This is a genomic window from Variovorax sp. AC103 (assembly GCF_979254005.1).
Genome location: NZ_CEEDFC010000002.1, coordinates 373,082 through 384,265, shown reverse-complemented (window position 1 = coordinate 384,265; position 11,184 = coordinate 373,082). Strand labels below are relative to the sequence as shown.

The 11,184-nt window shown below is 70.2% G+C and carries 11 protein-coding genes; 3 read left to right on the top strand and 8 right to left on the bottom strand.

Going from position 1 to position 11,184, the window contains the following annotated elements; all coding sequences use genetic code 11:
- Positions 1-4: 4 nt before the first annotated feature.
- The 4 genes from AC0IYU_RS04465 to AC0IYU_RS04450 are packed head-to-tail and all read right to left on the bottom strand — an operon-like array spanning position 5 to position 4,832.
- Complete coding sequence (locus AC0IYU_RS04465; RefSeq protein WP_472113486.1) at positions 5-835, bottom strand: isocitrate lyase/PEP mutase family protein; 831 nt, start codon at positions 833-835, stop codon at positions 5-7.
- A gap of 56 nt (positions 836-891) precedes the next feature.
- Positions 892-2,274 carry an L-serine ammonia-lyase gene (locus tag AC0IYU_RS04460; RefSeq protein WP_472113638.1) on the bottom strand — a complete coding sequence of 461 codons (1,383 nt, stop codon included), beginning with the start codon at positions 2,272-2,274 and terminating at the stop codon, positions 892-894.
- A 7-nt stretch (positions 2,275-2,281) separates the two neighbouring features.
- Positions 2,282-3,451 (bottom strand): M20 aminoacylase family protein, encoded by a 1,170-nt coding sequence (locus tag AC0IYU_RS04455; RefSeq protein WP_472113483.1) that lies wholly within the window; start codon positions 3,449-3,451, stop codon positions 2,282-2,284.
- A 28-nt stretch (positions 3,452-3,479) separates the two neighbouring features.
- Complete coding sequence (locus AC0IYU_RS04450; protein WP_472113481.1) at positions 3,480-4,832, bottom strand: DUF3100 domain-containing protein; 1,353 nt, start codon at positions 4,830-4,832, stop codon at positions 3,480-3,482.
- 130 nt (positions 4,833-4,962) lie between these two features.
- Here AC0IYU_RS04450 and AC0IYU_RS04445 point away from each other — a divergent pair, with 130 nt between their 5' ends.
- Positions 4,963-5,955 carry a LysR family transcriptional regulator gene (locus AC0IYU_RS04445; RefSeq protein ID WP_472113478.1) on the top strand — a complete coding sequence of 331 codons (993 nt, stop codon included), beginning with the start codon at positions 4,963-4,965 and terminating at the stop codon, positions 5,953-5,955.
- 47 nt (positions 5,956-6,002) lie between these two features.
- Positions 6,003-6,461: a CopD family protein gene (locus AC0IYU_RS04440; RefSeq protein WP_472113474.1), complete on the top strand. Its 459-nt coding sequence runs from the start codon at positions 6,003-6,005 to the stop codon at positions 6,459-6,461.
- A gap of 60 nt (positions 6,462-6,521) precedes the next feature.
- Here AC0IYU_RS04440 and AC0IYU_RS04435 read toward each other — a convergent pair whose 3' ends face one another.
- The 4 genes from AC0IYU_RS04435 to AC0IYU_RS04420 form a co-directional block, all read right to left on the bottom strand.
- Positions 6,522-6,935: an organic hydroperoxide resistance protein gene (locus AC0IYU_RS04435; RefSeq protein ID WP_472113471.1), complete on the bottom strand. Its 414-nt coding sequence runs from the start codon at positions 6,933-6,935 to the stop codon at positions 6,522-6,524.
- 41 nt (positions 6,936-6,976) lie between these two features.
- Positions 6,977-7,357, bottom strand: a complete 381-nt coding sequence (locus tag AC0IYU_RS04430) for a helicase SNF2 (protein ID WP_472113468.1) — start codon at positions 7,355-7,357, stop codon at positions 6,977-6,979.
- A gap of 246 nt (positions 7,358-7,603) precedes the next feature.
- Positions 7,604-8,842 (bottom strand): CaiB/BaiF CoA transferase family protein, encoded by a 1,239-nt coding sequence (locus tag AC0IYU_RS04425; protein ID WP_472113465.1) that lies wholly within the window; start codon positions 8,840-8,842, stop codon positions 7,604-7,606.
- A gap of 8 nt (positions 8,843-8,850) precedes the next feature.
- Complete coding sequence (locus tag AC0IYU_RS04420) at positions 8,851-10,050, bottom strand: acyl-CoA dehydrogenase (RefSeq protein WP_435445906.1); 1,200 nt, start codon at positions 10,048-10,050, stop codon at positions 8,851-8,853.
- 177 nt (positions 10,051-10,227) lie between these two features.
- On the opposite strand from AC0IYU_RS04420, the gene AC0IYU_RS04415 reads away from it, so the two are divergent.
- Positions 10,228-11,139, top strand: coding sequence for a LysR substrate-binding domain-containing protein (locus tag AC0IYU_RS04415; RefSeq protein WP_472113463.1), 912 nt, complete (start codon positions 10,228-10,230; stop codon positions 11,137-11,139).
- Positions 11,140-11,184 lie beyond the last annotated feature (45 nt).

Genomic DNA, 11,184 nt, shown 5'->3' with positions numbered 1-11,184 from the left:
GCCCTCAGCCGGCGAACGGCCGGAAGAAGGCGTTGAGTTCGGCGCCCGGCGCGGCGTCGGCGAAGCCGTCGAAGCGGCCCTGGTCCGCCAGCGTGCGCGCCGCTTGCAGGAAGCCGCCCCACGCGGCGCGCGCCATGCCGCCGCCCACGCTGACGCGGCGCACGCCCAGTTCGGCGATGTCCACCATGGTCAGCTCGCTCGCGCCGCCCACCAGCAGGTTGACGGGCCTGGGCCCGGCGGCGGCAACCACGGCGGCGATCTGCTCGCGGGTCTTGATGCCGGGCGCATAGAGGCAGTCGGCGCCCGCATTCGCATAGGCCTTGAGCCGCGCGAGCGTGTCGTCGAGGTCGGGCCGGCCGGCGAAGAAGTTCTCGGCACGGCCGATGAGCATCACGTCGGCGCCCGACGCGTCGATGGCCTTGCGCGCTGCGCGCAGGCGCTCGACCGCCACGTCGATGGCAAAGAGCGGGTCGGCCGCATTGCCGGTCGAGTCCTCGATGGACAGGCCCGCCACGCCGGTCTCGACGGCCAGGCGCACGCTTTCGGCCACGCCCTGCGCATCGGCGGCAAAGCCGTTCTCGAAGTCGGCGTTCACCGGCAGGTCGGTGGCCGCCACCAGTTCGCGCAGGTGGGCCAGGATGGCGTCGCGCGACATCGCGCCGTCGGCGTGGCCGTGCGACCACGCGAAGCCGGAGCTGGTGGTGGCCAGCGCCTTGAAGCCCAGGCCTTCGAGGTAGCGCGCGCTGCCCGTGTCCCAGGGGTTCGGGATGACGAAGCAGTCCCTGGTGTGGAGCGCGCGGAAGTCGGCGCGTTTCTGGTCGACGGAGCGGGTCATGGAGCCTCGGCTTTCTGCGTGCGTGGCAAGGAGCCCGCATTCTGCGCGCAGCCCGCTCAGCACTCCACCACGTTCACCGCGAGGCCGCCCAGCGAAGTCTCCTTGTAGGTCGACTTCATGTCCTCGCCGGTCTGCTTCATGGTGCGGATCACGGCGTCGAGCGACACGTAGTGGCTGCCGTCGCCGCGCAGCGCCATGCGCGCCGCGTTGATGGCCTTCACCGCGCCCATCGCGTTGCGCTCCACGCACGGGATCTGCACCATGCCGCCGACCGGGTCGCAGGTGAGGCCGAGGTTGTGCTCCATGCCGATCTCGGCCGCGTTCTCGACCTGCGCCGGCGTGGCGCCGAGCACCGCGGCCAGCGCGCCGGCCGCCATGGAGCAGGCCACGCCCACCTCGCCCTGGCAGCCGACCTCGGCGCCCGAGATGGAGGCGTTGGTCTTGTAGAGCATGCCGATGGCCGCGGCGGTGAGCAGGAAGTCGACGATGCCTTCGTCGCTCGCTTGCGGCACGAAGCGCTGGTAGTAGTGCATCACCGCGGGCACCACGCCCGCCGCGCCGTTGGTGGGCGCGGTGACGACGCGCCCGCCCGCCGCGTTCTCCTCGTTCACCGCCATGGCGAAGGCATTGACCCAGTCCATCACCGCCAGCGGGTCGGCCGCGCCGGCCTGGGCCAGCAGTTCGCGGTTCAGCTCCGGTGCGCGGCGGCGCATGCGCAACGGGCCGGGCAGCGCTTGCGCGGCCAATGGGTTGTCGATGCCGAAGCCGCGCTGCACGCACTGCTGCATCACCTGCCAGATGCGCAGCAGGCCGCCGCGCACATCCGCTTCGGGGCGCCATACGCATTCGTTGCGCATGACCAATGCGGCCACCGAGAGGCCGGTGGCCTCGCATTGCGCCATGAGTTCGTCGCCGGTGGTGAAGGGATGCGGCACGGCGGCGGCCGCGGCCACCGTCGCGGCCACGGCCTGGCCGCCCTCGACGACGAAGCCGCCGCCGACCGAGAAGTAGGTGCCCTCGGCCAGCGTGCGGCCCTCGGCCGCGAAAGCGGTGAAGCGCATCGCGTTGGGATGCTCGGGCAGCGATTCCTCGCCGCGAAACGCGATGTCGCGCACACGGTCGAAGGCCATCGGCATGGTGCCGAGCAGGCTCAGCTGCCCGGTGCGGCGCAGCGCGTCGAGCCGCGGCTGCACGCTCTCGGGCCGCACCGTGTCGGGCGCGTCGCCGAGCAGGCCCAGGATCACGCCCTGGTCGGTGGCGTGCCCGTGGCCCGTGGCGCCGAGCGAGCCGAACAGGTCCACCTGCAGCCGCGCCACCTGCGCCAGCACGCCGCGGCTTTCGAGCGAGCGCGCGAACATCAGCGCCGCGCGCATCGGGCCCACGGTGTGCGAGCTCGACGGGCCGATGCCGATCTTGAAGATGTCGAAGGCGGACAGCATCGGCGCGTCAGGCAAGCGGCAACTGCTGCTTGACCAGCGCCACCCAGTACGCCGCGCCCAGCGGCAGGATGTTGTCGTTGAAGTCGTAGTACGGGTTGTGCACGTTCGGGTAGTTCGGGCCCTCGCCCGCGCCGATGCCGATGTAGGCGCCCGGGCGCTTCTGCAGCATGAAGGCGAAGTCTTCCGAGCCCATGGCCGGCGGAATGTCGGTGTGCACCTGCGCGCGCTCGACCAGGCTGGCGGCCGCGGCAATGGCCGCGTCGGTCTCGGCGGGCGTGTTGACCACGCCGGGGTAGCCGCGGCGGTAGTCCAGCGCCACCCGGGCGCCGTGCGTGGCGGCCACGCCGTCGCAGATCTGCTGCATCGCGGCCTGGGTCTTGTCCTGGATGGCCGCGTCCAGCGTGCGCACGGTGCCGCGCAGCACCACCGTCTCGGGAATCACGTTCCAGGTGTCGCCGCCGTGTATCTGCGTGACGCTCACCACGGCCGAGTCGGTGGCGCCGGTGCGGCGGCTCACGATGGTCTGCAGCGCGTTGATGAGCTGGGCCGAGACCACCACCGAGTCGATGCCGGTCTCGGGCATGGCGCCATGACTGCCCTTGCCGGTGACGACGATCTCGAAGGTGTCCAGAAAGGCCGTCATGGTGCCCTTGCGGATGGCGAACTTGCCGCGCGCCAGGCCCGGGAAGTTGTGCATGCCGTAAACGGCATCGGCCGGGAACTGGTCGAACAGCCCCTCTTCCACCATCACGCGGCCGCCGCCTTCGTTCTCCTCGGCGGGCTGGAACACGAACTGCACCGTGCCCTTGAAGGGCTTGTGGCGCGACAGGTGCTCGGCCGCGCCCAGCAGCATGGCGGTGTGGCCGTCGTGGCCGCAGGCGTGCATCTTGCCGACGCACCTGGACGCATGCGCCTGCGTGCCCAGTTCCTGCATGTTGAGCGCGTCGAGGTCGGCGCGCAACGCGATGCTCGGGCCCTCGCCGTTCTTCAGCGTGCCGACCACGCCGGTGCCGGCCAGGCCGCGGTGCACCGGCAGGCCCATCAGCATCAGCGCATTGGCGACGACGTTGGCGGTGCGGTGTTCCTCGAAGGCGGTCTCGGGGTTGGCGTGGATGTCGCGGCGCCAGCTGAGCATGCGGGCGCGGGTGTCTTCGGCGATTTCGGGGTCGCGGTACATGGCGTGGGTCTCTCGTGGGGTTGTCGTGTCAGTGGAAGAATTCGGCGATGAGCGTGGCGCCCAGGAAGGTGCCGGCGGTGGCGGTGAGCGACACCACCACGATGCGCCAGCCCAGCTGGCGGAACACCGGCAGGTCTTTCGCCACCGAGAAGCCGGCCAGCGCCAGCACCGGCGTGGTGAAGGCCAGGAAGTTGAGCTTGGACGTGATGCCGATCAGCGCGTCGGAGAACGGGAACAGCCCCGGAATGCCCACCACGGTGGCCACCACCGACAGCACCAGCACCATCGGCAGGCGCGGCGCGAGGCGCTTGATGCCTTCGACCACCAGCGCAATCAGCACCACCGCGGCCACGCCTTCGAGCGACACCTGCAGCGGCACCTTGTAGGTCAGCGAATTGCCGATGAGCACGCCGCCGCCCACCACGGCCCAGGCGATGAGCGTGTCGCGAAACGGCAGCGCGCCGCCGTGCGCCACGCTCACCTGCGACACGGCACCCGTGCCCGCGGCGTCCTGCGCGCCGCGCCTGGACAGGCGGCCCAGCACCGGCTCCAGCTTGCCGTACAGCCACGAACACAGCGGCAGCGACAGGAACAGCGTGAAGTAGAAACCCGCCACCGTGGTCAGCAGGTTCGATGCGGCGGCAATCGCGGTGAGCTGCGGCAGCATCTCGGGCGGGTTCTGCGCGGCAATGGCGCCCAGCGCCGCGGCCATCAGGCTGCCCGAGCCCACGCCGGCGCCCATGGCCAGCGAGCGCGGGTCGAAGATGTGCAGGCTCGCAATGAAGCCCGCCAGCACCGCGATGAAGAGCGCGCCCAGCACCGTGCCGGTGATGTACTCGGCCAGCACGCCGCGGCCTTCGGGCGAGGCCATGCCGTACTTCTCTCCGATGATCACGAGGTTGCCCTCGCGGCCCACCGAGAAGGTGGCGCCCACCGCCTCGCGCTTGATGCCCAGCAGCAGCGCCAGCGGCAGGCCGAGCGCCAGGGTGCCCAGCGCATGGCCGAACTCCTGGAACAGCAGCGCCCAGCCGGCCTGCTTGATCTGCGGCAGCGCGGCGCCCACGGTCAGGCCCAGCTTCACGATGAAGAGCAGCAGGCCCGCGTTGAGCAGGCCGCCGGCGAACGACTGCTCGGCGGTCGCCACGCGCACCACGCCCGGCATGCGGCGGTGCGCGATGCCCCACACGGCCGCGATCAGCAGCGCCCACAGCATCGGCAGCAGCGCCACCTTGCCGGGGCCGACGCTGAACTGCGCCGGGCCGATGAGCTCGGCCGCGGCCACGATGGCCAGCGTGACGAGCGCGAGCTTGAGTTTTCCGGAGGCGCCGGCGGAGGGCGCGGCGGCGGCGAGGGCCGGGTGGGCGGAGGCGGCAGGGTTCATGGCGCGGGGGGCTCGGTCTGTGGCAATCCGGGCGAGTTTCTGCCTGCGGGCCTCTTGCATCAATGACAGTAAATCGGGATATTCGATGCACCAAATGCAACACTCGCCACGAACTTCAGGAGACCGGGCCATGGACGACAAGCTCGACACGCGCCGCGTGCGCTACTTCATGCAGGTGCTCGACAGCGGCTCGGTGCGCGGTGCCGCCGACGTGCTCGACATGGACCCCTCGGCCGTGAGCCGCGCCATCGGCCTGCTCGAGCAGGAATGCGGCGTGCCCCTGCTGGAGCGCCACGGCCGCGGCGTGGCGCCCACCGACGCGGGGCAGATGCTGGCCGGCTACGTGCGCCGGCAGAACAGCCAGAAGCAGCACCTCATGGCGCAGATGGACAGCATCCGCAAGATCGAGCGCGGCCACATCGACGTGGTGGCCGGCGAGGGCTACGTCGACTGGCTCATGCGCCACAGCCTGCGCGACTTCATGACCACGCACCCGAAGATCACCATCGACCTGGACGTGGCCAGCACCGACGAGATCGTGCAGCGCGTGGTGGAAGAACGCGCCCACATCGGCATGCTGTTCCAGCCGCCCAAGGACGAGCGGCTCACGTCGCACCAGTCGCACCCGCAGCCGATCCAGGCGCTGGTGCTGGCTTCGCACCCGCTCGCACGGCTGGGCCGGCCACTGAAGCTGGCCGACCTGGTGCCCTACCCCGGCGCCACGCTGCACCGCAACTTCGGCGTGCGCCAGCACATCGAGGCGGCCGAGGTCAGCGAGGGCGTGCGGCTGCCCTCGGTGCTGACCACCACCTCGTTCAGCGCGCTCGGGCATTTCGTGTCGGCAGGGCTGGGGTACGCGCTGGGCACGCGCATCTCGCTCACGCCCAATGCCACCCACCCGGAAGTGGTCGAGCTGCCGATGAAGAACCCGTTGCTGTCGCAGGGCCGCTCCCACATCGTGTCACGGCACGGGCGCATGCTGTCGCCCGCCGCAGCGGAGCTGCTGCGGTGCATCGTGACGGACATGCGGCGCTATGCCGAGGCCCCGACGGGGCCCGAGAAGCGCCCGGCTACGCGGCCGGCCACGCGGCCAGCCACGCGCCGGCGTGGCGTGGCCGCATGACGGGCCACGTTGCGCGATGCGGCCCATCGGTGTTCTGATCGGGCCCCATGTCCTATGTCATCCCGCTTTTCATCCACCTGCTGTGCGCCGCCTTCTGGGTCGGCGGCATGGCGACCATGCATTTCGCGGTGCGCCCCGCCGCCGTCGCCACGCTGGAGCCGCCGCTGCGCCTGCGCATGATGTCCGCGACGCTGCGGCGCTTCTTCGTGGGCGTGGACGCGTCGGTCGCGCTGCTGTTCGTGACCGGCGTGGCGATGATCCTGGCGACCGGCGGCTTTCGTTCCGTGCACTGGCGCGTGCAGGCCATGATGGGCCTCGCCATCGTGATGGCCGCGATCTACGTGTACATCCGCGCCGCGGTGTTCAAGACGCTGCGGCGCGCGGTGGCCGACAGCGAGTGGCCGAAGGCGGCTTCGCTGCTGAACACGGTGCGCCAGCTGGTGGGAGTGAACCTGGTGCTGGGCGTGGTGGTGTTCGCGGTGGCGATCGTCGGGCGCGCGGGTTAGGGGTCAGCCCCCCGCCCGGCGACGTCCGGTCGCTCCCCGAAGCCCGGCAGCCGCCGAGGTTCAGACCAGGTTGAGTTCGACCTCGATGTTGCCGCGCGTGAGCTTGGAGTACGGGCAGGTCTGGTGCGCGGTGTGGACCACGTCGCGCGCGGTGTCGCGGTCGAGCCCCGGCAGGCTCACGTTCAGGCGCGCCTGCAGGAAGTACTGCCCTTCCTCGTTGACGAGATCGACCTCGGCATCGACGGCCAGGTCGACCGGCAGCTTGATCTTCATCGCGCCGGCGGCCTTGCCCATCGCGCCGATGAAGCAGGCCGACCAGCCCGCGGCGAACAACTGCTCGGGGTTGGTGCCGGTGCCGTTGCCGCCGGGCGGCGACAGCTGGATGTCGAGGTGGCCATCGCTGCTGCGCGAGGCGCCGAGGCGCCCGCCCGTGGTGTGGGTCTTGCCGGTGTAGAGGACTTGCTTGTCGGTCATGGGAAATTCCTGGATGAGATGAGGATGGGCGAGAGAGAAGCTCAGAGCGCGAGGCGATCGATGCCGTGGGCGGCGGCGACGGCCTGCGCGCGCACCGTGGCGCGGTCCAGCGTGCTCGCGAAACGCTCGGCCGGGCCGGCGCCCGCACCGTCGCCGTAGATGTTTCCGGCATGGGCCGCGGCGATGGCGTCGGCGCGCGCCCGGGCACGGTCGCCCAGGCCGGCCACGACGGTGGGCACACCGGCCGATGCGCCTTCCGCATACGGGTCGGCGCTGTGCGCGGCGGCGACACCGCCAGCCTGCACGGCTGAGCGGCTTGCGCTCGACTGGAACTGGAGGACGCCCTGGTAGTCCTCGGCGGAGGCGCCGGCGGCGAATGCGCAAAGCGCGGCGGCAACGAGCAGGAGCTTGGTGGTTTGCATGACAGTGTCTTTCGGAGATGAGGTGAAGATGAAGCGGGTTGGAGCACCATCGCCTCCTCTGTGGGGTGTCCGTCGGTGGCGATGAATGAATTACATCGACCGGCTGTATCTCCGATGTGTCGAGCCCCCCGCCTGTTTGCATGCGCGTGTGTACGCCGCGCCACCCGGACACAGTGGCGTACAAATCAGAAAAGAAAACGGCGGCCATCAGGCCGCCGCATCGGTGCGCTCGAGCGTGGCGCCGCGTCAGACCACGCCGGCCGCGCGCAAGGCGTCGAAGCGCTCGCCGCCGATGCCCATTTCCGCCAGCACCTCCTGCGTGTGCTGCCCCAGCGCCGGCGGCGCGTGGCGCAGCACGGGCGGCGTGGCCGACAGGCGCAGCGGGCTCGCTACGCCGGTGATGCTCGTGATGCCGTCGCCCGCATCGCGCGGCAGCGTCACCTTGAGGCCGCGCGCCTGCACCTGCGCGTCGTCGAAGGCCTGCGCGATGTCGTTGATCGGGCCGCAAGGCACGGCCTTGTCCTCGAGCAGCGTGACCCACGCGGCCGTGGTGCGGGTGCGCGTGAGTTCTTCCATCATCGGAATCAGCACCCCGCGGTGCTTCACGCGCAGCGTGTTGGTCGCAAAGCGCGCGTCGGCCGCCCATTCGGGGTGGCCGGCCGCTTCGCAGAAGCGCGCGAACTGGCCATTGTTGCCCACGGCCAGCAGCATCGCGCCGTCCTGCGTCGCAAAGTCCTGGTAGGGCGCCAGGCTCGGGTGCGTGTTGCCCTGGCGCTGCGGCGCTTCGCCGGTGTTGAGGAAGGCACTGGCCTGGTTGGCGAGGATGGCCATGCCCACGTCGAGCAGCGCCATGTCGATGTGCTGGCCTTCGCCGGTGCGGTCGCGCACCTGCAGCGCCGCCAGGATGGCGGTGCTGGCGTACACGCCGGTGAACAGGTCGGTCAGCGCCACGCCCACGCGCAGCGGGCCGCCGCCGGGCACGTCGTCGGGACGGCCGGTGATGCTCATCATGCCGGTCATGGCCTGGATCATCAGGTCGTAGCCCGCGCGCTCGGCGTAGGGGCCGTCGTGGCCGAAGCCGGTCACGCTGCAGTAGATGAGGCGCGGGTTGGCCGCGCGCAGGCTTTCCTGGTCGAGGCCGTATTGCGCAAGGCCGCCGGTCTTGAAGTTCTCCACCACGATGTCGGCCTGCGCCGCCATCTGCTTCAGCAGCGCCTGCCCCTCGGGCGTGGCCATGTCGATGGTGACCGAGCGCTTGTTGCGGTTGCAGGCGGTGAAGTAGCTGGCCTGGTCGGTGTCGTTGCCGTTCGCGTCCTTGATGAAGGGCGGGCCCCAGGTGCGCGTGTCGTCGCCCACGCCGGGGCGCTCGATCTTGACGACGTCGGCGCCCAGGTCCGCCAGGATCTGCGTGCACCACGGGCCCGCGAGCACGCGGGACAGATCGAGGACCTTGATGCCGTCGAGTGCTGCGGGCTTGTTGCTCATGCCTTCGATCAGTTGGCGAAAGCTGCGATGCCGGTGATGGCGCGGCCCAGGATGAGCGCGTGGATGTCGTGCGTGCCTTCGTAGGTGTTGACCACTTCCAGGTTCACCAGGTGGCGTGCCACGCCGAACTCGTCGCTGATGCCGTTGCCGCCCATCATGTCGCGCGCCATGCGGGCGATGTCCAGCGACTTGCCGCAGTTGTTGCGCTTCATGATCGAGGTGATCTCCACCGCGGCCGTGCCTTCGTCCTTCATGCGGCCCAGGCGCAGGCTGCCTTGCAGGCCCAGCGTGATCTCGGTCTGCATGTCGGCCAGCTTCTTTTGAATGAGCTGGTTGGCCGCGAGCGGGCGGCCGAACTGCTTGCGGTCCAGCGTGTACTGGCGGGCGCGGTGCCAGCAGTCTTCGGCGGCACCCAGGGCGCCCCACGAGATGCCGTAGCGCGCGCTGTTCAGGCAGGTGAAGGGGCCCTTCAGGCCTTGCACTTCGGGGAAGGCGTTTTCCTCGGGGCAGAACACGCCGTCCATCACGATCTCGCCGGTGATGCTGGCGCGCAGGCCGACCTTGCCGTGGATGGCGGGGGCGCTCAGGCCCTTCATGCCCTTTTCGAGCACGAAGCCGCGGATGGGGCCGACCGTGCCGCTCTCGCTGACTTCCTTGGCCCACACCACGAACACGTCGGCGATGGGCGAGTTGCTGATCCACATCTTCGAGCCGCTGAGCGAGTACCCGCCCGGCACCTTCTTGGCGCGCGTGGCCATGCTGCCGGGGTCGGAGCCGTGGTCGGGCTCGGTCAGGCCGAAGCAGCCGATCCATTCGCCGGTGGCGAGCTTGGGCAGGAACTTCTGCTTCTGGCCTTCGGTGCCGAATTCGAAGATGGGCACCATCACCAGCGAGCTCTGCACGCTGGCCATCGAGCGGTAGCCCGAGTCGACGCGTTCGACTTCGCGCGCGATCAGGCCGTAGGCCACGTAGTTGAGGCCGGGGCCGCCGTACTGTTCGGGAATCGTCGGGCCCAGCAGGCCGAGCGCGCCCATTTCGCGAAAGATGGCCGGATCGGTTTCACCGCTGCGGAAGCCCTCGATGACGCGGGGCGCCAGGCGCTCCTGGCAGTAGGCATTGGCCGCGTCGCGGATCATGCGTTCTTCGTCGGTCAGTTGCTGGTCGAGAAGAAGGGGGTCGTCCCAGTGGAATTGCGCTTTGGCGGCCATGTGGCTGTCTCCGGAAGAGGAAAGAATGAGGGGAATGGCCCGATCCTAGCCACCCGGGGCCCCCGAGGCAAACGAGGATTCCGCACCCAGATATGCATTCGTAGAATGTCTTGCAAGATGTTGGAGCGGCATCTTCATTGGCGAGCCCCCGTTCCCATTCATACATTCCAGTCATACATGCGACGCAAGATCCCGCCCCTGCAGACCCTGGTGTGCTTCGACGCCGCCGCGCGCCACGAGAGCTACACCCGCGCCGCGCAGGAGCTCGCCCTCACGCAGAGCGCGGTGTCGCGGCAGATCGGCACGCTCGAAGCCTTCCTGGGCGTGGCGCTGTTCCGCCGCACGCGCCACGGCGTGGCGCTCACCGCCAGCGGCGCGGCCTACGCGCGGCAAACGGCCCTGCGGCTGCAGGCGATGGAACGCGACGCGCTCGACGCCATGGCGCACCAGGGCGAAGGCGGCTCGCTGTCGCTGGCCGCCGTGCCCACCTTCGCCACGCGCTGGCTGATGCCGCGCCTGAAGGGCTTCGCGACGCTGCAGCCCGACGTGGTGGTGCACATCGAGACGCGCACCCGCCCCTTCCTGTTCGCCGACGCCGAGTTCGACGCCGCGCTGTACGCCGGCACGCCCGCGCAGGTGGAGAACTGGGCCGGCACGCATGCGCTGCTGCTGATGCACGAGGACGTGGTGCCGGTGTGCAGCCCCTCGCTGCTGCCCCGCGGCAAGGCCGTGGCGCCGGCCGCCGTCGCGAAGATGCCGCTGCTGCAGCAGAGCACGCGGCCCGACGGCTGGCGCCAGTGGTTCGACGCGCAGCAGATCGACGCGCCCAACGCGCGCGGCGGGCCGCGCTACGAACTGTTCTCCATCCTCGCGGCAGCCGCGTCGCACGGGCTGGGCGTGGCGCTGATGCCGACGATGCTGGTGGCCGACGAGCTGGCGCGCGGCGAGCTGGTGGTGGCGTGCGCGCGGCCGCTGTCGGGCGAGCGGAACTACTACCTGGTCACCCCGGAGCGCGCCGACCAGCGGCCGTTGCTGAAGTTCTTCAGCGACTGGCTGCTAGTGCAGGCGCGGCAAGGTCGGCCAAACTGAAAAGTCACTCAATCATCCACTGCGCCCACCACCTCCCAAGGAGCC

Excerpts from the sequence above, each read along its gene's own strand:
- AC0IYU_RS04460 (WP_472113638.1), bottom strand. The coding sequence starts at position 2,274 with ATGCTGTCCGCCTTCGACATCTTCAAGATCGGCATCGGCCCGTCGAGC.
- AC0IYU_RS04450 (WP_472113481.1), bottom strand. The coding sequence starts at position 4,832 with ATGAACCCTGCCGCCTCCGCCCACCCGGCCCTCGCCGCCGCCGCGCCC.
- AC0IYU_RS04445 (WP_472113478.1), top strand. The coding sequence starts at position 4,963 with ATGGACGACAAGCTCGACACGCGCCGCGTGCGCTACTTCATGCAGGTG.
- AC0IYU_RS04425 (WP_472113465.1), bottom strand. The coding sequence starts at position 8,842 with ATGAGCAACAAGCCCGCAGCACTCGACGGCATCAAGGTCCTCGATCTG.
- AC0IYU_RS04465 (WP_472113486.1), bottom strand. The coding sequence starts at position 835 with ATGACCCGCTCCGTCGACCAGAAACGCGCCGACTTCCGCGCGCTCCAC.
- AC0IYU_RS04420 (WP_435445906.1), bottom strand. The coding sequence starts at position 10,050 with ATGGCCGCCAAAGCGCAATTCCACTGGGACGACCCCCTTCTTCTCGAC.
- AC0IYU_RS04455 (WP_472113483.1), bottom strand. The coding sequence starts at position 3,451 with ATGTACCGCGACCCCGAAATCGCCGAAGACACCCGCGCCCGCATGCTC.
- AC0IYU_RS04440 (WP_472113474.1), top strand. The coding sequence starts at position 6,003 with ATGTCCTATGTCATCCCGCTTTTCATCCACCTGCTGTGCGCCGCCTTC.
- AC0IYU_RS04430 (WP_472113468.1), bottom strand. The coding sequence starts at position 7,357 with ATGCAAACCACCAAGCTCCTGCTCGTTGCCGCCGCGCTTTGCGCATTC.
- AC0IYU_RS04435 (WP_472113471.1), bottom strand. The coding sequence starts at position 6,935 with ATGACCGACAAGCAAGTCCTCTACACCGGCAAGACCCACACCACGGGC.
- AC0IYU_RS04415 (WP_472113463.1), top strand. The coding sequence starts at position 10,228 with ATGCGACGCAAGATCCCGCCCCTGCAGACCCTGGTGTGCTTCGACGCC.